At 69.2% G+C, this 18,641-nt stretch carries 18 protein-coding genes; 6 read left to right on the top strand and 12 right to left on the bottom strand.

Annotated features, from left to right (window positions below):
* Nucleotides 1-13 precede the first annotated feature (13 nt).
* The 5 genes from FB455_RS27770 to FB455_RS27750 all read right to left on the bottom strand — a co-directional run bounded on the left by FB455_RS27770 (nucleotide 14) and on the right by FB455_RS27750 (nucleotide 9,135).
* Nucleotides 14-583, bottom strand: a complete 570-nt coding sequence (locus FB455_RS27770; protein WP_145755328.1) for a DUF4352 domain-containing protein — start codon at nucleotides 581-583, stop codon at nucleotides 14-16.
* Nucleotides 584-879: 296 nt separating this feature from the next.
* Nucleotides 880-4,089 (bottom strand): type I restriction endonuclease subunit R, encoded by a 3,210-nt coding sequence (locus tag FB455_RS27765; protein WP_145755327.1) that lies wholly within the window; start codon nucleotides 4,087-4,089, stop codon nucleotides 880-882.
* A 30-nt stretch (nucleotides 4,090-4,119) separates the two neighbouring features.
* On the bottom strand, nucleotides 4,120-5,307 hold the full coding sequence (locus FB455_RS27760; RefSeq protein ID WP_145755326.1) for a restriction endonuclease subunit S: 1,188 nt from the start codon (nucleotides 5,305-5,307) through the stop codon (nucleotides 4,120-4,122).
* On the bottom strand, nucleotides 5,300-6,871 hold the full coding sequence (locus tag FB455_RS27755; protein ID WP_486481603.1) for an HsdM family class I SAM-dependent methyltransferase: 1,572 nt from the start codon (nucleotides 6,869-6,871) through the stop codon (nucleotides 5,300-5,302). Before FB455_RS27755 ends, FB455_RS27760 begins: the two co-directional genes overlap by 8 nt.
* A 65-nt stretch (nucleotides 6,872-6,936) precedes the next feature.
* Nucleotides 6,937-9,135 (bottom strand): DNA methyltransferase family protein, encoded by a 2,199-nt coding sequence (locus FB455_RS27750; protein ID WP_486481602.1) that lies wholly within the window; start codon nucleotides 9,133-9,135, stop codon nucleotides 6,937-6,939.
* 60 nt (nucleotides 9,136-9,195) lie between these two features.
* Between FB455_RS27750 and FB455_RS27745 the strand changes: the two genes are divergently transcribed.
* Entirely contained in the window at nucleotides 9,196-9,720 is a 525-nt protein-coding gene (locus FB455_RS27745) for a hypothetical protein (RefSeq protein WP_145755324.1), read from the top strand.
* Between the two features lie 190 nt (nucleotides 9,721-9,910).
* Here the strand turns inward: FB455_RS27745 and FB455_RS27740 are convergent, their stop codons facing one another.
* Nucleotides 9,911-10,123, bottom strand: coding sequence for a DUF397 domain-containing protein (locus FB455_RS27740; protein ID WP_145755323.1), 213 nt, complete (start codon nucleotides 10,121-10,123; stop codon nucleotides 9,911-9,913).
* Nucleotides 10,116-11,003, bottom strand: coding sequence for a Scr1 family TA system antitoxin-like transcriptional regulator (locus tag FB455_RS27735; protein ID WP_145755322.1), 888 nt, complete (start codon nucleotides 11,001-11,003; stop codon nucleotides 10,116-10,118). The genes FB455_RS27740 and FB455_RS27735 overlap by 8 nt, the downstream gene beginning before the upstream one ends.
* A gap of 323 nt (nucleotides 11,004-11,326) precedes the next feature.
* On the opposite strand from FB455_RS27735, the gene FB455_RS27730 reads away from it, so the two are divergent.
* The 3 genes from FB455_RS27730 to FB455_RS27720 are packed head-to-tail and all read left to right on the top strand — an operon-like array spanning nucleotide 11,327 to nucleotide 12,250.
* Nucleotides 11,327-11,608, top strand: a complete 282-nt coding sequence (locus tag FB455_RS27730; RefSeq protein ID WP_145755321.1) for a DivIVA domain-containing protein — start codon at nucleotides 11,327-11,329, stop codon at nucleotides 11,606-11,608.
* Complete coding sequence (locus FB455_RS27725) at nucleotides 11,605-11,856, top strand: hypothetical protein (protein WP_145755320.1); 252 nt, start codon at nucleotides 11,605-11,607, stop codon at nucleotides 11,854-11,856. Before FB455_RS27730 ends, FB455_RS27725 begins: the two co-directional genes overlap by 4 nt.
* Before the next feature lie 28 nt (nucleotides 11,857-11,884).
* Nucleotides 11,885-12,250, top strand: coding sequence for a hypothetical protein (locus tag FB455_RS27720; RefSeq protein ID WP_145755319.1), 366 nt, complete (start codon nucleotides 11,885-11,887; stop codon nucleotides 12,248-12,250).
* A 69-nt stretch (nucleotides 12,251-12,319) separates the two neighbouring features.
* On the opposite strand, the gene FB455_RS27715 is transcribed toward FB455_RS27720, so the two are convergent.
* From FB455_RS27715 to FB455_RS27705, 3 genes are read right to left on the bottom strand one after another with little or no spacing between them, the layout of a single operon-like run.
* Nucleotides 12,320-12,979 (bottom strand): response regulator transcription factor, encoded by a 660-nt coding sequence (locus FB455_RS27715; RefSeq protein ID WP_145755318.1) that lies wholly within the window; start codon nucleotides 12,977-12,979, stop codon nucleotides 12,320-12,322.
* A complete protein-coding gene (locus tag FB455_RS27710; RefSeq protein WP_145755317.1) occupies nucleotides 12,976-14,130 on the bottom strand; it encodes a histidine kinase in 1,155 nt (384 codons plus the stop codon). Before FB455_RS27710 ends, FB455_RS27715 begins: the two co-directional genes overlap by 4 nt.
* A complete protein-coding gene (locus FB455_RS27705) occupies nucleotides 14,130-14,966 on the bottom strand; it encodes a CPBP family intramembrane glutamic endopeptidase (protein ID WP_145755316.1) in 837 nt (278 codons plus the stop codon). Before FB455_RS27705 ends, FB455_RS27710 begins: the two co-directional genes overlap by 1 nt.
* Nucleotides 14,967-15,155: 189 nt before the next feature.
* Here FB455_RS27705 and FB455_RS27700 point away from each other — a divergent pair, with 189 nt between their 5' ends.
* Nucleotides 15,156-15,950 carry a class I SAM-dependent methyltransferase gene (locus FB455_RS27700; RefSeq protein ID WP_145755315.1) on the top strand — a complete coding sequence of 265 codons (795 nt, stop codon included), beginning with the start codon at nucleotides 15,156-15,158 and terminating at the stop codon, nucleotides 15,948-15,950.
* Nucleotides 15,951-16,062: 112 nt separating this feature from the next.
* On the opposite strand, the gene FB455_RS27695 is transcribed toward FB455_RS27700, so the two are convergent.
* Nucleotides 16,063-16,698, bottom strand: coding sequence for a hypothetical protein (locus FB455_RS27695; protein ID WP_486481601.1), 636 nt, complete (start codon nucleotides 16,696-16,698; stop codon nucleotides 16,063-16,065).
* 5 nt (nucleotides 16,699-16,703) lie between these two features.
* Complete coding sequence (locus tag FB455_RS27690) at nucleotides 16,704-18,095, bottom strand: pyridoxal-dependent decarboxylase (RefSeq protein WP_145755314.1); 1,392 nt, start codon at nucleotides 18,093-18,095, stop codon at nucleotides 16,704-16,706.
* Between the two features lie 177 nt (nucleotides 18,096-18,272).
* On the opposite strand from FB455_RS27690, the gene FB455_RS27685 reads away from it, so the two are divergent.
* The gene (locus FB455_RS27685) at nucleotides 18,273-18,578 is read left to right on the top strand and encodes a hypothetical protein (protein WP_145755313.1); all 306 of its coding nucleotides are present in this window, start codon (nucleotides 18,273-18,275) and stop codon (nucleotides 18,576-18,578) included.
* Nucleotides 18,579-18,641 lie beyond the last annotated feature (63 nt).

Genomic DNA, 18,641 nt, shown 5'->3' with positions numbered 1-18,641 from the left:
CCGCGGTGTCCGGTCAGCTCAGCGAGACGGTCACGCCGCCGGAGAACGGCGAGTCGTGCAGCTCCAGGCGGGCGAGCTTGACGCCCTTCGGGATGTCGAAGACGACCACACCGGTGACCTGGTTGCCGGGGTTGATGTCGTTGAGGAACGTCTCGGCGTTCTTGTTGGCGTAGATGGCGGCCGAACCGTCGGCGGAGTACTCGGTGCCGTTTGCGGCGTACGCCTTCTGGCTGCTGCCGTCGAACATCTGCGACTCCTTGCCGATGTTCTTCACGTTGAGCGTGACCAGGCAGAACTGGCCCTGCGCCTTGGCGACGAACGCCGACGAGCCGACCTTGCTGACGCCGCACTTGGCGGACTTGACGGTGAACTCGAACTTGCCGTCGCGGGCCGGCTGGCCGATCTTCGCGGTCTTCGGCTTGTCGTCGCTCTTGCCGGCGTCCGCCTTGCCGCCGTCGGTGTCACCGGCGGCCGCCTCGGTGCCGGACTCCGCCTTGCCGGTGGTGTCCTCGGTGGTGCCGGCACCGCAGCCGAGCGCGATGAGGCCGGTGGCGAGCAGGGTGAGGGTAGCGATCTTGCGCATGCTGAAGCTCCTGTGAGAGAAGGGGGATTTGCTGGTCGACTCGCCGGATCGGCGCTTCGTCGACGCCTATGAATCACAACAGGAGCTATGCCTGGAGTCCAGCAAAGAAGATTGAAAGAGCTGATAACCAGGGTTATCGAGAAAAGGTACGCCCGCCGACGGGCGATGCAGGGTCGGCACCGACAGCGGTGATCCTGAGACCGGGGAGATCCAGACCTGCCGCAAGCAGGAGGCCGTGGGGCGGCGAGAGGATTCCCACGCCGGCCCACGGCCTCCGTTGGTCCGAGCCGGTGTCGCTACTTCGTCGCCGCTCCGGGTGACCACTCGTTGGCGAAGGTCTCCATCTGACGGATGACGAGGTCGACGGCGGCGCGCTCCTGGTCCGGCGGGTAGTCGTAGCGGGCCAGCAGTCGGCGGATGTGACTGCGCAGCTTGGCGCGTACCGGCTCGCGGGAGAACCAGTCCACCGTGATCGACGACTGGATCGACTTCACCAGCTCCCGTGCGATCTCCGCGAGGGTGCCGACGCCCATGAGCTCGGTAGCGGCACCGTTCTGGGCGACGGCGTCGTAGAAGGCGAGTTCGGCGTGGTTGAGCGGAGGGTCGAACTGGTGGCCGCGCCGGGCGTCCGCCGCCACCTGCTTGGCCAGCTCCACCAGCTCGACGATGAGCTGTGCGCTTGTCAACTGCTGGCGCATGTAGCGGTTCATCAGGTCTTCCAGCTGGGCGGAGAAGCGCTCCTGGCGAACCACGTTGTGCTTGGTGACCTCACGCATCTTCCGCTCGATCAGCCGACGTAGCGCCGCGGCAGCCAGGTGCGGGGTCTCCGAGTCCTGCAGGCGCTGCAACGCCACCCCGTTGAGCTCGGTGATGTCGAGCTTGCCGAGGCCCGCCTCCTCGTAGATGTCGGTGATGTCGGCGGCGTCGACCACCTCGGCGGCGAGCTGGGACAGGTAGCGTTCCACCTCGGCCGTGTTGGGCAGGCCCTTGGCCTCCCGGTCGGCGGCCTCCTCCTTGACGATCCAGACCCGCACGTCGCGGAAGTAGTGGATGTCGCGGCGCATCCGGTGGATGTCGCCGGCGCGCTCGATGAAGTCGCGGCTGGTCGCGCAGAGCGTGTAGAACCGTTCCAACCGCCCGGCCGAGTCACGGAACCGCCGGTGCAGCGGCTTCGTACCGGGCTCGACGTCGTTGCCCGGGGTGCGTGGGTTGCGCAGGAAGTTGGCGGCCTTCTTCACCGCGCGGCGCCAGCGGGTCGGGTCGGTCTCGTCGTCCAGGACCTCCCGCCACTCGACCGGGGTCAGCATGGCCTCGAGGACGGCGATTTCGTTGTGCACCTCACTGATCGCACGCTCGATCTCGCGGCCGAGGGTCTGGTCTTCCTGGTCGCTGGGCGTGTACTCGGTGAGTGCCTTGCGCAGGTTCTCGGTCAGCGGGGCGTAGCCGACCAGCAGGCCGTCCTGCTTCTCCCGGAACCTGCGGTTGACACGGGCGAGCGCCTGCATGAGGTTGGCGCCCTTCATCGGCCGGTCCATGTAGATCGTGTGGATCGGCGGTGCGTCGTAGCCGGTGAGCAGCATCGAGTGCACGATCAGCAGCTCCAGCTCGTCGTCCGGGTCCTTGGCGCGGGCCTGGACGGTCTTCTGCTGCGACGGACGCAGGTGGTGTGGGCGTAGCACCTCCTTGTCGCTGGGCACCCCATGGAAGACAATCTTCATCTTGCCCTTGTCGACGGCCGGGTCCGCCCACTCGGGCCGCAGCTCCTTGAGAGCGTCGAAGACGCGGACGCAGATCTCTCGCGTCGCGCAGACCAGCATCGCCTTGCCCGGCCCGCCGAGCTGCGGCCGCATCAGCTCGCGGCGACTCTCCCAGTGCTCGACGAGGTCCTTCGCGAGGGTCTCGACCCGGTCGGGGGCGCCATAGACGGTGTTCATGGTGGCCGCATACGCCTCGGCCCTGCGCCGCTCCGCATCGTCCAGGCTTGCGGTGAGCTGCTCCACCTGCTCGTCGATGCTCTCCGGGTCGATGTCCGGCGGCAGCGACACCGGAATGATCCGCGGCTCGTGGTAGACCCGCACTGTCGCCTCGTCGTCGACGGCACGCTTGAGGTCGTACACGTCGATGTAGTCGCCGAAGACGGCGCGGGTGTTCACCTCGGCGGTGGCGATCGGGGTGCCGGTGAAGGCGATGAACGTGGCGTGCGGCAGCGCGTCGCGCAGGTGCCGGGCGTAGCCGTCCAGACTGTCGTAGTGGCTACGGTGCGCCTCGTCGACGATCACCAGGATGTTGCGCCGGTCGGAAAGAAGCGGATGCGGCCTCCCGGCGTCGCGCTCCTCCTTCGTACGCCCGAACTTCTGCAAGGTGGTGAAGATGATGCCGCCGGCGTTGCGGTTCGACAGCTTGTCCCGCAGTTCGGCGCGTGTGTCGGCCTGCTCCGGCTCCTGGCCCAGCAGGGTCTGACTGTCGAGGAACGTGTCGAAGAGCTGGTCGTCGAGATCGGTGCGGTCGGTGAGCACCACGATGGTCGGGTTCTTCAGGGCGGGGTGACGGGCGGTCGACGCCGCCGTGCACACCATCTCCTCGGACTTGCCGGAGCCCTGGGTGTGCCAGACGACGCCCGCCTTCCCGTCGCTCTGCGACGCCCGCACGATGCACTCGACGGCCCGGACGACCGCGAAGTACTGGTGCGCCTTCGCGATCCGCTTGCTGTTCGAGGTGAAGTTGACGAAGCCGGCGGTCAGCTCCAGGAAGCGCCGCTGGTGGAACAGCCCGTAGAGGGCGACGGTCAGCGCCTCCGGGCCGTCGTAGTCGGGCGAGGTGGTGTCGACACGTTCACCCTCCTCGTCGATGTTCCACGGCGCGAAGTGCTCGTAGGGGGTGAACGGGGTGCCGTACTTCGCGGTGACCCCGTCCGAGATCAGGCACAGGACGGTGTGCCGAAAGGCGAGCGGAAACTCCGCGAGATACGCCTGCAGTTGGGCGTGCGCGCCCGTCAGGGTGGCGTTCTCGTCGGCGGCGTTCTTCAGCTCCACGATCGCGACCGGCAGACCGTTGAGGTACAGCACGATGTCGAACCGGCGCCGGAAGTCGCCGTCGACGATCGTCACCTGGTTGATCGCCCGGTAGACGTTGCGGTCGGGGTTGTCCAGGTCGGCCAGGCGCACGGTGGGGGTGTGCTCAGCGCCGAACGCGTCGGTGTACGTGATCGAGCGGATGCCGCGGACCAGCCGCTCGTGCGCCGTACGGTTCTCGGCGAACGCCTCCCGGGAGGCCACGTCGGTGGCCGCCCGCACCGCGTCGGCGAGCGCCGAGGGCGGCAGGTCGGGGTTGAGCCGCTCGATCGCGGCCCGCAGGTCCTCGACGAGCACCAGATCGGCCCAGGACTGCCGCTGCCCCGTCCCCGGCGCGAAATCCTTCCCGGCACCCGGCTCCCACCCGAGCTCACCGAGATGATCCAGCGCCAGCGCCTCCCAGTCCGCCTCGTTCATCCACCCGCCCGCACCCATCCCAACCCTCCCCCTGAAACTTTTACTTACCTAAGCAGCTTCTTCGACGACCTTCTCGGCCTCCTTGACTCGCAACCGCCCCGTCATCAGCTCAGGCAGAAGGGCATCGCGGAGTTCCGCCAGCAACCGGCTCTCCTGAGCTGCGGAATGCGCGCGAAGCCTGACCGGAAAGGCCAGTGCCTCAAACCTGTCGCGGTGTTCGTCTGAAGCGTTTGGAATCGGTGCGGTGAGGAATTTTTCAGCACGCACCGCCGGGTAGGCGCTTCCCTCAGCCACACTCCCGAGGTATGCGACGAACTCTTCTCTCCTGGCGCTTTCGTAGAGGAACGCGGGGCCAACGTCACGAGGCGTGATGACTGCGAACCCGGTGGAGGCAACGAGTAGGGGGTCCTCATCGAGCACGAGGAAACGAGAGCGGCGATTCGGTCGAACCGTGGACCAGAGCGTGTCCCCTGCAGCGATCTCACGTCGCGCCCGGCCGGGCGCATCGTCCCAAGAGGTGCATTCTGGCCAAGTCAACCTACCATCACTGACACTAGCGATGTCTACGTATCGCAGGCTCCCACCCGGGGTTGGCTTGACGGATTTCGCGTTGACGATAGCCACCTTGCCAAGCTCAGTGGTGCCGTTGCTTTCCTTTGCGACTACCTCTTCGAAGACTGCGGCACAGTATTGGTCGACGGTAGCGGCGATGCGGTCGTTGACCGCAATCTTGTCATCCAGTGCCCCGAGCAGTTCGGCGATTGCTTCCTGCACCTCCGGCGGAGGCAGTGGGACGGTCATTCTCTTGAGATGCGATGGGCCGAAGTGTCGCATTACGCTACCAACGCCCATGGCTTCGATCTGCGCAGCGAACTGCGGCGACCGCAACGCTATGGGAATAAAGCCGGCAATCATTCGGTTTTCGATTGGCCGAAATCGGATTATGCCTGTATAGGCGATCGCAGAAACGCCGTCTGTGCTGACCGTCGCCACCTCACCTAATGAGGCTGAAGTGCTCAGAAGAACGTCGCCTTGCTGGAGCCGGAAGTGACTCCAACGCTTCGCCACCATTTCCGGATCGAGATAGTTGCAGCCGGCAAGAAGCGATGCCCCCTGCTTCAAGCCGGCGAGTCTAATGAGCGGAACTCCACCGTCACGGAAGTCCCTGGCCATGATTCCCGGGCCTTCCTGGAAGTCGAGGACCTCGGGTAGCGGAACGACCTCCCACTCAGACATCTAGCCTCCCAAGCTGGTCGCGCACGACTGATTCGAGGCGGGCGGACTCGTCGAAGTGGGCGTACAGCTCCTTGGTTAGGCGCTCAATGCGGTCGGCGAGCGGTTCGGCGTCTGGGTCCTCTTCGGCTTCGGCAGCGCCGACGTACCGGCCGGGGGTGAGGACGTGGTCGTGGGCGGCTACCTCGTCAAGCTTCGCGGAGTAGCAGAAGCCGGGAACGTCCTCGTACGTCTGGCCCTTGGTCTTGGCGGACTTGGTGCCGCGCCATGCGTGGTAGGTGTCGGCGATCTTGGCGATGTCGTCGTCGGTGAGGACGCGCTCGGTGCGGTCGACCATGGTGCCGAGGGCGCGGGCGTCGATGAAGAGGATCTCGCCACGCCGGTCGGTCAGCGCCTTGGCGCCCTGCGGGGTCTTGTCCTTGGTCAGGAACCACAGGCAGGCGGGGATCGCGGTGGTGCGGAACAGGTTCGGCGGGAGGGCGACCATGCAGGCCACCACGTCCGCCTCGACCATCGCTCGGCGGATTTCGCCCTCGCCGGACTGCTTGGAGGACATCGAGCCGTTGGCGAGGACGACGCCGGCGCTGCCGCGGTCGCCCAGCTTGAAGAGGATGTGCTGGAGCCAGGCGTAGTTCGCGTTGCTCTGCGGCGGCGTACCGTAGCGCCAGCGCGGGTCGGTCTCACGGCGGGCCCAGTCGCTCATGTTGAACGGCGGGTTCGCCATGACGAAGTCGGCCCGCCGGTCCGCGTGCTTGTCGTCGGCGAACGTGTCGGCCCACCGGTCGCCGATGCCGACCGGGTCCATGCCGTGGATGGCGAGGTTCATCTTCGCCAGCCGCCAGGTGCGCTCGTTGGCTTCCTGGCCGTAGACGGCGATGTCGTGCGTGTGGTCGTGGCCGGCGCGAGCCTCGACGAACTTCTTGGACTGCACGAACATGCCGCCGGATCCGCAGCACGGGTCGTAGACGCGGCCCTCGTAGGGCTCCAGCACCTCGACCAGAACCCGCACCACGCTCGACGGGGTGTAGAACTCGCCGGCCCGCTTGCCCTCGGCGCGGGCGAAGCGCTCCAGGAAGTACTCGTACGTCTCGCCGAGGACGTCCTGAGCCTTCCGGTCGCCGTGGCCGGTGAAGCGGGCGTCGCTGATGAGGTCGACGAGTTCCTTCAGCCGCTTCTGGTCGACGTTGTCCCGGTTGAAGATCTTCGGGAGGACGCCGGTCAGTGCCCGGTTCTCCTGCATGATCGCGTCCATGGCGTCGTCGAGCAGCTTGCCGACGCCGCTGGGCGCGTTTTCTACCAGGTAGTCCCAGCGGGCGTTCTCCGGCACCCAGAAGACGTTGGCGCTGGTGTATTCGTCGCGTTCGTCGAGGAACTCGGCGCGGCGGTTCTCCGGGATGTCGGAGAGACTGTCCGCGATCTGGTCGCGGCGCTCGGCGAACGCGTCGGAGACGTACTTCAGGAAGACCAGACCGAGGACGAACTCCTTGTACTGCGCGGCGTCCATGGAGCCGCGCAGCTTGTCGGCGGCCTTCCACAGGATGTCCTGGATCTGCTTGGTGCTGGACATGCCGGGCAGCTCGGCCTGTCCGTTGGCACGTTTGCGTGGGGGCACTGTGTGTTCCGTTCTCTCGTTCAGGAGTTCGTACCGTACAGAGTCGTGAGGGTGCCGTCGGCGAAGCCGGTCACGGCGAGTTCGCGCAGCTCGGCCAGCAAGCCGGCCTGCCGCTGCAACAAGCGCTCGCGTTCGTCGAGGCGGCGTAGCACCTCGTTCAGGCGGGTCGCCTCGTCCGGGTGCAGGTCGGGGATGGTCACGTCGCGCAGCCTCGGCGCGTGCACCGCACCGGGGCTACGTGTGGTGTTTCGGGCGGTGACGAGCAGTGCCTTCAGGACTCGCGGGGTGAGGGCGTCGCCCGGGGAGACGCGCAGGCCGCGGGCCGGGAACTCGATCACCGAAAAGCCGTCCTCGTCGAGAAAGACACCGAAATGGGGGACCGTGGTGACGACGAGATCACGGGGTTCGGTGAGTCCGACGTGCGGGTATTCAGCGGCTAGCGTGAGTCGGTCCATCCAGCGCTTGGACGACTGCGCGACGACCTCCGCGGCGCCAATGACTCGGTGGTGACCCTGCGGCCCGACATGCTCTGGTGACAGACGGTGCCCCGGAAGGGTGCGGACCCGCCGCGCGGTGCGTAGCGCGCCGAGGGAGATCTCCTTCGCGCGACTTCCATCGCGTTGCGCCGCCCCGGTTCTGAGGGCTCCGTGTTCCTTCGCGTACCGGATGGCCTCGTGTTCCGCGTCGGTGAGGCGACCCTCGATTTCCCCGATCAGCGCGGGGCGGTCGGTAGCCAGTCGGGCGCGCATGGTGACCGAGGCCGGGCCCGGCGGTCGCAGCGCCGCACCGCGGCGCAGGTCGAGGGCGTCGAGCGGGATCACCCAGCCGGTCCGCGGGTCGTGGCCGTCGCGTCGGTAGCCTTCGGCCCGCCACAGCAGGACGTCCTCGGCTGTGGTCTCCGCGACGCGCTGATCGAGTGCGGCTCCGCTGACGTCGGCGAGTAGCAGGCGGCCCTGGGTGGCGGGAACCGGGTCGCGGGTGAGTAGCCACAGCGCAGTGGAGTGGCCGGGGCGAGCCGGGAACGCGCCGCCGGGCAGTCGTACCACCGCCTCGATGAGGCCATTGGTGAGCAGGTCGGCACGTTTGGTGATCGCATCAGGGTCGCGCAGGGCGTCGACCAGGCTTGCGGCGGGGCCGACCACGACGGCGGTGCAGCCGGAGCCGAGCCGGTCGGCGATGTCGCTGATCCTATCGAGGTCCTCGGCCGGGTCGCGCTGCTCGGTCGGCTGGTAGGGCAGCCGGGTCACGACTACGTCGACGTCGGCGAACTCGTCGTTCAGCTCGTCCGGAACCACCTCGATGTTGAACTCAGGGACGCCGGCCAGGAACAGCCGGCGACGGATCAGGCGGGCCAGGACCGGATCCGGCTGAGCGGCGTTGAAACTGAGCGCCTCCGGCTCCTGGTCGGCCAACAGGGCGGCGAGAAGGTCGCCCGAGCCCGCGTACGGGTCACCGACCGTGATCCGGCGGCGGCCGCGTAGCCGGCTCGGCAGGTCGGCGGCGAGGCGGATCAGGGTGACCAGGTGGGGGATGAGTGCATCGGCGCCCAGCTCGGGCCAGCCGAAGCGAGCGCAGTTGCTGAGCAGGAACTGGTACGCCCGGGTTGCCTCGTAGGCACCCTCGATCAGCTGCTCGACCATTCCCGGGAGATCGGCCAGGTCGGGCGCTTCCTGCAGGTCGGAGAGGAGGAATTCGTCCTCTGGGTCGAACCGGCGGGCCGCCTTCATCGGATCAGCCGTCAGGACGTGGCCGGACATTTCGCGCAGGCAGAGGGCGGCGCCCAGGGAGAGCACCAGGCGGCGACCGCCGTGCTCACGGGCGTACGCGGTGAGGGTATGCAGAGCGCGCTCGGCGCGCAAGGTATCCGGGGCAGCGTTGCCCAGCTTGCGGTCCAGCAGCCAGGTGAGGACCGCGTCGGCGGGGAAGAGCAACTGACCGCCGGCGCTGGGCGCCGGGGCGGGGAAGTCGGGGTACCGGCGCCGCCAAGTCGTCACCACCGGACGCTCGACCTGAGCCAACCGGGCGATTTCGCCCGACGACATGAGCTCCGACATCATGCTCTTCACCTCCTCGTGGTCGAAGGGCTCCACTTTAGTCATGCGTCCCACGGCAGACGGGGGATGATAATGATAACCCGCCTTATCAACGGCTTGATGGCCCGAGGGGTTCATGTGCGCTTTCCTGTCCCAGCTATCGAACGAGGTCTCGCTGGTCGGCAAGAGCAGTAAGACCAAGACCGCGCGCCAAGATCACCGAGATCGATCGGCAGGGCTGAGACTGTGCAGTACTTCGTGGGCACCTACGGGCGGACCGACCACTCGTGGCTCGAAGAGCACCCCGAGTTGAAGCGACACTTTGAGGAAGATCCACAGGACTGGCTCGCGGTCTTTCCCTATGAGGTTGCTTTGCGCGACGTCGAGCTCATCAAGGCGGTGGTCGAGCCGAAGACCTTGGGCGAGGTGCGTCGGTCTCCGCTTGCGGTTCCGCTGGTCAAGGCCGTGTACAACGATCGGGCGGCCGTGGACGGCGAGACCCCGTTCGACGACCTGGGCGACGACGTCCCGTTCGACTGGTATGACGATCTCGGCCTCTTCTGGCGGCCGGATCCCCGGCTGCGTACGGCGCACCTGGCACCGGCCGGCCTGCTCGCCGAATTCGGCCGGAAGGACCGCGCATACGGCATGGACTACGAGCGGGCTACCTGGTTGCCGCTCGACGACCGGGACGCGATCGAGACGGCGCTGCGGGAGATGGGTCATGAGATCGTCTACGACGACACCATCCTGAACCGCTATCTTGCCTGAGCCCGGTCAGAGCCAGGGGCCGGGCCGCGAGTCGGGCCCAGCCCTTGGCCCGGCTGCGCTTCGAGACCATCCGGATGGCCGGGTGTGGGGCAGCCGTGTCGCCTCTCGGTTCGAGTTGATCTCCATGAGCGATGACATCTACTCATCGCTCCCGGTGACCGGCGGGGGCGAAAACGCCTAGCGTCGACAGTCAATCAGTCCTGCCGTCGAGGTGGCCACATCTGATGGCTCCGACAAACGTTGCCCAGTCGTTGGCCGCGTACGTGAGAACTGGTCCGCTGGCATCCTTCGAGTCGCGTACGGCGACGATGCCAGGGTGGTTGGTGGCGACCTCGACGCACGCCCCGCCGTTGTCGCCGCTGCGGGTGCTCTTGCGCCACACCGCGCCGGTCAGATCAGTCATGCCGCATCTCCCCAGCAAGCCGCTTGATCATGTCCTTCGATTCTTCCTCGTCGAGCGCAAGTCCATCCAGCCCTCTCCAGACTCGCTCGTAGGCGGCCAGCTCCTCGGGCTTGTCCAGGTAGAGCGCGCCGGTCAACAACTCGCTGTAGACGATGGACGGCTCCGGGGCGGCGCGTCCACCCTTGGTGGGCGGGAAGTCGAGAATCATGAACGTGCCGGCGACGGCGCCGGGCTGAGGTCCTGCTTGGAGCGGCAGCACTCGAACGGCTACGTTCGGCAACTCGGAGAGCTTCAGCAGGTGATCGAGCTGAACGGTCATCACCCGGGGGCCTCCGACGACGCGGCGGAGCACGCTCTCGCAAAGTACGGACTCCAGCCGAGGTGCCGCCGGAAGCCGTCGCATGAGCAGTGCCTGTCGCTGTAGCCGCACCTGAACTGCGCGCTCGCGCTCCTCGTCGCTCAGCGTGCCTCCGAGGCGGTACAGCCCCTGCGCGTACTCCTTGGTCTGGAGGATTCCGGGGATGAGGGACTCGTCATAGCCGCGCAGGCGGGCGGCCGCGGATTCCAGGCCGACGTACAGCTCGAACCAGCTCGGCACCGCGTCCCCGTACGCGTGCCACCACCCCTTCGACTTCGTCTCGGCCGCGAGCCCTCGCATCGCCTCGGTCATCTCCGCGGACACGCCGTACAGCTCGCACATCGCCTTGACGTCGAGCACCCGCACCGATCCGAGGCCGCACTCGATGCGCCAGATCTTCTGCCGGCTGTACTCCAGCGCCTCGGCGGCGGCGTCGAGGGTCACGCCGGCCTCGTTGCGGAACTGGCGCAGCAACCGGCCGAGCTGTCGGCGCGGCACGGTCGAGCCGATGTCTTCCGCCATTCGGGCACTCCCTGGTTCCACCCGGCAACAACGAGTGACGTAGCTCTGCAACGTCTACTCGTTTCCACGAAATAAGTCAATGCACAACCCGGAAAGTCGTGGTTGGAACGTTGCGCGCTCACTGCGCACTGTCACAGGATGACTACCGGCACGACGGCCTGGCGATCTCTACGGCCCGGCCGCTGTGCCTGTGCGATCGGTGATCCGTTGAGCAGCCCTGGTGCCGTACCGCCGAACGAAGCTGCGGTGTCAGGGCGGGGTGGGCCCGTCGGCGCGGGACGGGCAGGCGGGCCCACCCCTTCCACGACAAGGAGGACAGGCTGATGAGCGTCCGTAACGATCGACCGGGGCGGGGCAGCGGGACGACCGCGTACCCCTCGCTGCTGCCGTGGCAGGTGCGCGAGCGCCGCTTCCCGCCCGCCCGGTTCGGGCGCCGCGGCCTCGACCCCGATGCGGTGTACGCCTACCTCGGCCGGGTTGCCGGCGACATGGCCTCGCTCCACGCCGAGATCACCAGGCACCGCCAGGAGACCCTGCGGATCAAGGTGGCGCTGCGGCGCTGGCAGTCCGAGCAGGCGCGGCTGGCGAACGGCGAGCGCCGGTGACCGGGCGCTGGGTCATCCACCTGCCGGTGTCCGCTGCCGACCTGCCCGCCGCGCAGCGCCTGGCCCGCGTCGTGGCACGGTGGACCGGGGTGCTGCCGCAGGCCGACCCGGGGGAGACCACCGTGTCGGCCGAGGACGACCATAACGTACGCCATCGGGTCTTCTGCGACCTGCTCATGCCCGGCGGCCGACGGTGCCTGCTCCGCGCCGACCATGACGGCCCCTGCTCCCGCCGCGTCCATCGCTGACGCGCTCAGCAGGGGAGGTGGTCGCGAGGTGCGGGCACTGTGGCACTTCGGGGCGGCACACCGGTTCGCGGAACTCGATCTGACGATCACCAGCGTCTGTGACCCCGAGTACCTGGCCGAGAAGCTGACCCTGGCGGTTCACCACGCCGGCTTGAAGGGCTGGCGTGACGCGGACGCACAGCCGCTCTATCAGTGGCTCGTCGAGGGTGTGCAGACGATGCCCCTCGGCAACGGCGTGCGGGGCAGCAAACGTTCGGGGTTCGTCCTGTTGCGTTTCACCCGCTTTCCGACGTCCGACGGCGACGTGATCGTGCGTCTGACCGCAGCGGAGACCGATCGCGCACTGGACGGCTCACCTCTCGACGACGACGGTGTGTCGGTTCCTGGCGGCTAGACCAGCGGCACTGTGCGGCACGGCCGCGATCGCTACTGAGCTGGGCCGACCGCGTCCGCGGCCCGCGAATCAGGTGACCAGGCCGGTGCGGTACGCGTACACCACCGCCTGCACCCGGTCCCGCAGGTCCAGCTTCGTCAGGATCCGCGACACGTACGTCTTCACCGTCTCCTGGCTGATCACCAGCCGCGCCGCGATCTCGCTGTTCGACAGCCCGTCGGCGATCAGCCGCAGCACCTCCAGCTCACGCGGCGTCAACCCGACATCAGCGGGCGTGCCCCCGGCCGGGCGGATCCGCGCGGCGTACCGGCCGACCAGCTGCCGCGTCACCTCGGGCGCGAGCAGCGCGGCGCCGGAGGCGACGGTGCGGATGCCGTGCAGCAGCTGCGCCGGTGGGGCGTCCTTGAGCAGGAACCCGCTCGCGCCGGCGCGTAGCGCCTCGTAGACGTACTCGTCGAGGTTGAACGTCGTCACCACCAGCACCTTGACCGGGTGGGCGACGCCCGCGCCGGCCAGCAGGCGGGTCGCCTCGATGCCGTCGAGCACGGGCATGCGTACGTCCATCACCACCACGTCGGGCCGCAGGCGGCCGGCGAGGTCGACAGCGGCGCGGCCGTCGCCGCACTCACCCACCGCCTCCATGTCCGGCTGCGCGCCGATGATGGTGGCGAATCCGGTACGGATCAGGGCCTGGTCGTCGCAGACGAGCACCCGGATCGGCGCGGTCACGACGCGCTCCCGGTGGGGATGCGCGCCCGGACGACGAAGCCCTCGTCCGCCCGCCGCCCGGCGTCGAACTCGCCGCCGAGCAGCGTGACGCGCTCGCGCAGCCCGGCGAGACCGCGTCCGCTTCCGCCCGGACCCGCGGCGCGCGTGCCGGGGCCCTCCGTGCTGATCTCCACCGTGATCTCCCTGTCGCCATGGTGTACGTGCACGGCGGTGGGGCGGCCGTGTGCGTGTTTGAGGGCGTTCGTCAGCGCCTCCTGCACCACCCGGTACGCGGCCACCTCCGCGCCGCCGGTCACCTCCGCCGGGCTGCCCTCCTGCGTGAACTCCACCGGCTGCCCGGCCTGCCGGGTCTGCTCCACCAGGGCGTGCAGTTCGCCGGCCGAGGGTGTACGCGGCTCCGTACCGTGGTCGGGGTTGAGCACGTCGAGCAGCACCCGCAGGTCGCCGATGGCGCGGCGGCCGGTGTCGGTGACGGCGGTCAGTGTGGTGTCGAGCCGGTCGGGTGCGGCGGTCAGGTAGCGGGCCGCCTCGGCCTGCACCACCATCGCCGTCACGTGGTGGGTCACCACGTCGTGCAGCTCCCCGGCGATGCGCGAGCGTTCGGCGGCGCGGGCGGTCTCGGCGACGTGCCGGCGGCGCTCGGCCTCGGCAGCGCGGTTCTGCCGCAGCCACGACCCGGTGCCCCAGGCGAGCGCCAGCAGCAGGTAGAACGTGGTGAAGCCGACCACCCCTTCGGTCGACCCCTGCCGGGCCAGAATGACGGCCAGTCCGACGTACGCGAGGGAGCCGGCGAGCACCGTGGTACGGCGGCCTCGGTCCAGGTGGGCGCCCGCGCTCAGCAGCGCGATGGCGAGCGCGGTGCCCGCGAAGGTGTGATACGCGCGTACCTGGTCGATGGCGAAGCCGAGCGACACCAGGGCGAGGGACAGCGCCGGACGGCTGCGGCGCAGCGCCAGCGGAAGGCACTCCAGCGCGATCACCACCACTGTGAGCGCGTCGAACGGCCGGGCGGGCAGATCGCCGAGCTGCGTACCGATGCCGCGCAGCGGTGGGGTCACTGATGCGAGCGCGATCACCAGTGCGAGCGGGAGATCCCGGACCGTGACGGGCCAGTGCCGCCACGAGTCCGGGAGCATCCGTCGGGTGATCATCAGGAGACCGTAACGTTCTCCGCCGGGGCCTCGGCCGCGCGGCGGCGCCGCGTCACGATGTGGCCGCGACGGTGGGCCAGCCAGAGGAAGACCACAGTCAGCGCCGCCCCGGCCGCCACCGTGTAGAGGCTGCCCTCCGGCCCGAAGTCGCCGCCGCTGAGCAGCGTCGAACCCGACGTGCCGGCGTCCAGCAGACCCGCCGAGTCGCCGTTGCCGGAGACGACGACGCTGAAGACGCCGCCGGCGGCGAAGTTCCAGCCGAAGTGCAGGCCGATCGGCACCCACAGGTTGCGGGTCGCGGCGTAGCAGGCCGCCAGCATGAACCCCGCCTCGATGGCGATGGCGGTCGCGCCCCACAGGCTGGCGTCCGGGTTCAGCAGGTGCATCAGGCCGAACAGTACGCCGGTCAGCAGCAGCGAGAGCCACGTACCGAGCTGCTCCTCGACCAGGCGGAACAGCAGACCGCGGAACATCAGCTCCTCGGTCACCGCCGCGGCGGCCATGAACCCGAAGATGCCCACCGCGCCGGACACCGAGCCGAGGCCGTGTACGTGGTAGCCGCCCATGAGGGCGATGTTGACGATGACCGCCGCGAACATGGCGAACCCGATCAGCACCCCGCGGCTGAGCCTTGCGGCCGCGCCGTCCCGGGCCAGCTCGGTGACCTGGCGGCGTTCGGTGCGGCGCACCACCCACCCGTACACCATGATCGCGGCCGCGGCGGTCGCGACGCCGAGGATCAGGCTGAGCCAGGCGTTGTCCTGTGCCGCGACGACCGCCCGGCTGCCGACGAGACTGACCGCGACGACGGCCAGGAACTGCTTCACCACACGCATGACGATTCCTTCGAGAGGTCCGGGGCCGGAGCGCCGCGGTTCACCTGGAACGCTATGGATTCGCAGGCCGGGAATCGTCACCGTGCGGTGGACACTTGCGGGTAGCTCGCACGGGGGACAAGCGCTTCGAGGGCCTGCCCTCAGCAGAAATGCTGGCTCGGAGACGACCGCGGCGGGCAGGCTGCCGGCATGGCGACGGGCTTCGGCGGTGAGGTGGCGACCTACTACGCACGGCATCGGCGCGGCTATCCGCCCGAGGTGCTCGACGCCCTGGCGGCAGCCTTCCAGCTCGGTGCCGACGACACGGTGGTCGATCTCGGCTGCGGCCCCGGTCAGTTGAGCATTCCGCTCGCCGACCGGGTGGGCACGGTCATCGGCATGGATCCCGAGCCGGACATGCTGGCGATCGCCCGGCGAACCGCCCTGGACCGGGGGACCGCAAACGCCACGTGGCTGCTTGGCGGCGATGGTGACGTGCCCGCGTTGGCCCGGCTTCTGGGCGGGCGGACGGTCGGTGCGCTGACCGTCGCCGTCGCCATTCACTTCATGGACCGCGACGCCCTGTTCGCGGCGGCCCGGCCGTTGTTGCGCCCCGGAGGTGGCATCGCCGTCGTCACCAACGGCGAACCGCTGTGGATGCAGGACACCGAATGGTCGGCCGCACTGCGCGGCTGCCTGGAACGGATGCTCGGCCACCCGGTGACCGGACGATGCCAGACCGACGAGGCCGGGCGTCGGCGCAACCGGGAGGCGCTCGTGGGTGCCGGTTACCGGTACGAGGAGACGTCGGTGCGGTACGACGCGCCGCTCACTGTCGACGACATGGTGGGCGGCGTCTTCTCCGCCATGTCGGCCGAACGGTTGCCGTCCTCGCGGCAGCGGGCGACGTTCGCCGCCGACGTGCGCGACGCCCTCGGCGGGAGGACCGAGGTGATCGAGAACGTGCGGGTCTGGATGCAGTGCGGCGTGCGTGACGAGGGCTAGCGCGGGCCGCCTGCTGTCGGCTGTTGCCCGATCCGGCGGGCCACGACGCGCATGTGAAGCCCTCCGGTCCGGTCAGGATCCTCGACGTCGTCGGCGCTGACACGCTCGATCGTCAGCCCTGCAACCGCTGCGCCCAGTACACCTGCCCGTCCGGTCCCATGTAGACGAGCGCCAGCAGCAGGTCCGGCAACGTCACGGGTGCGGTGGCGATCGGGTGTACCCGCTCGTGTCTCTCCAGGTGGGGAAACCGGACGACGAACGTCAGGGGTGAGGCGGCGGCGTCGACGATTCCCAGGCGGCTGCCGACGCTGAGCCACTCGTGCTCGCTGATCCGGATGTCGCCCGCGCCGCGCAACCACGGGTAGCGGTCGGGGATCCTGTTCTCCACACCGGCGCTGCCCATGCCGACGCTCTCCTGCGGCGCGTTCACCGCGAACACCGACGGCTTGAGGTCGGTGCGCTTGTCGATGAGGAACAGCGCGAAGTACCCGCCCTCAAGCGGTGCCGGCGGCTTCTGCCACGACACGCGGCCCAGCACCAGCTGGTCACCGTCGGACGTCACCGGCGCCTGGTACGCCGGCCCGAGAGCGGCCTGCGCCTCCTCGTAGCCGACGAACTCCAGGGACGAGCGGAGGTGCAGCGCTTCCGGCCCGTACGGCGGGTGCTGGTGCCACCAACGCCACCCGCCGACGGCCGCCACGGCCAGGACCAGCACCGCCACCATCGAAGCCGCCCGCCGCCACGTCACGGTGCTCAGTGAACCAGCTCGCCGCCGATCCCGTGAGCCAGCCGGGCGATCGCCGCCACCGACCGGTCGACGTCCGCCTCCGTGGTGGTCGCGTTCGACACCGAGATCCGCATCAGCCGGCGTCCCCGCCACGTCGTCCCGCCTGCCCAGCACGTCCCGTCGGTCTGCACCGCGGCCACCACCCGGTCGGTGCGCGCGTCGTCGCCGAACCCGACCAGCACCTGGTTGAGCACCACGTCGTTCACCACCTCGAACCCGGCCGCGCTCAGGCCGTCGGCGAACCGCCGGGCCAGCGCACAACACCGCTCGACCAGCGCGGCGACGCCGTCGCGGCCCAGCTCCCGCAGGCCCGCCCAGACCGCGAACCCACGGGCGCGGCGCGAGGACTCCGCGGTCAGGTCCGCGCCCGCGGGCGCACCGCCGGAACCCACGAGGTACGCGGCCGCGTACGACATGGCCGCCGCGTGCACGTCGGGCCGGGCGCAGAACGCGAACGCCGTGTCGTACGGCAGGTTCAGCCACTTGTGGCCGTCGCAGGCCCACGAGTCGGCCGTCTCCAGCCCGTCCACCAGGTGCCGGGTGGCGGGGCTGGCGGCCGCCCACAGCCCGAACGCGCCGTCCACGTGCGCCCACCCGCCGTGCCGGTGGACCAGGTCGCAGGCGCGGCGCAGGTCGTCGCACGCACCGGTGTTCACGTTGCCAGCCTGAAGGCAGACGATCGTCGGTCCGGGACCGGCGTCGCGCAGCGCCGCGGCCAGCGCGTCCGGGTCGATCGCGCCCTGAGGGCCGGTGGACACCGGGTGCAGCGCGTCGGTGCCGAGGCCGAGCAGGCGCAGCGACCTGTCGATGGTGGCGTGCCGTTCGGCGCCGGCGAACACGCGGACCGCCGGCGCGCCGGGCAGGCCGCGTCGTTCCACGTCCCAGCCGGCGTCGGCGAGCACCTGGTGGCGGGCGGCGGCGAGCCCTGCGGTGTTGGCGGCCTGGCCGCCGGTGACGAAACCGGCCGACGCGGTCGCCGGGATGCCGAGCAGCTCCTTGAGCCAGGTGCCGGCGGCCGTCTCGGCGGCCACCGCGGCGGGGGAGGTGATCGCGTTGAACGCGATCTGGTCCCATCCGGCGGCCAGCATGTCGGCGGCGGTGGCGGCCGGGGAGGCGCCGCCGACGACGAAGCCGAAGTAGCGCGGCCCGGCGGTGGCCACGAGTCCCGGTTCGGCGGCGGTCACCAGCTCCGCTAGGACCCGCTCGGGCGGGGTGGGCGCGTCCGGCAGCGGGCCGGCGAACGCCTCGTTCAGCGCGGCCTGGTCCACGGGTACGCCGACCGGCCGCTCCGGCAGCGACAGCCGGTAGTCGGCCGCGTGGTCGGCGGCGCGCCGGAACAGGTGCCTCAGCTCGTCCATCGCCGCACCCTAGCCCTCGTAACTCCGCCGGTGGGACGTGCGCGGGCTGTCCCCGTATGCGGAGTGAGTGCTGAGTGACGTCCGTGACCGCTGGCTCACCCATCGTTCCTGCGCTTGTGTGGATTGCAGAGAACCGTTGGTGGCTTTCCCACCGATGAGGTGGGACCCGGAGGACCGATGATTCTGAGAAGACTGCTGGACAGCACACCCGCTCGCCTGGCCCGCCAGAGTTCCGACCTGCTCCAGCTTGTCGTGTTGGCCGGTACGGGCCTCGTGACGATGTTCGGCCTCGGGAGTGCGTGGATGGTGGCGTTGCGTCTACCGCTGTGGACTCCCGCAACCCTGGCGATGCTTCTGCCCGTTGGAGTGCTGATCACTTACTACGTTCGGTGTGTCTACCACCCACCTGATTTTGTGATCGAGGAACTCGACGGGTCATTGGTCGTCACCAGGGATGCTCCTATAGAAGTCAAGCGGTGTTGAGGGTGGTGAAGTCGGCGAGGAGGGCGGTGTGGATCTCGCGGACGATGTAGCGCTTGAGGCAGC

The organism is Micromonospora sp. CNZ296 (assembly GCF_007827635.1).
The sequence above is the reverse complement of the archived record's forward strand: the minus strand, read 5'-3'. Positions and strand labels throughout refer to the sequence as shown.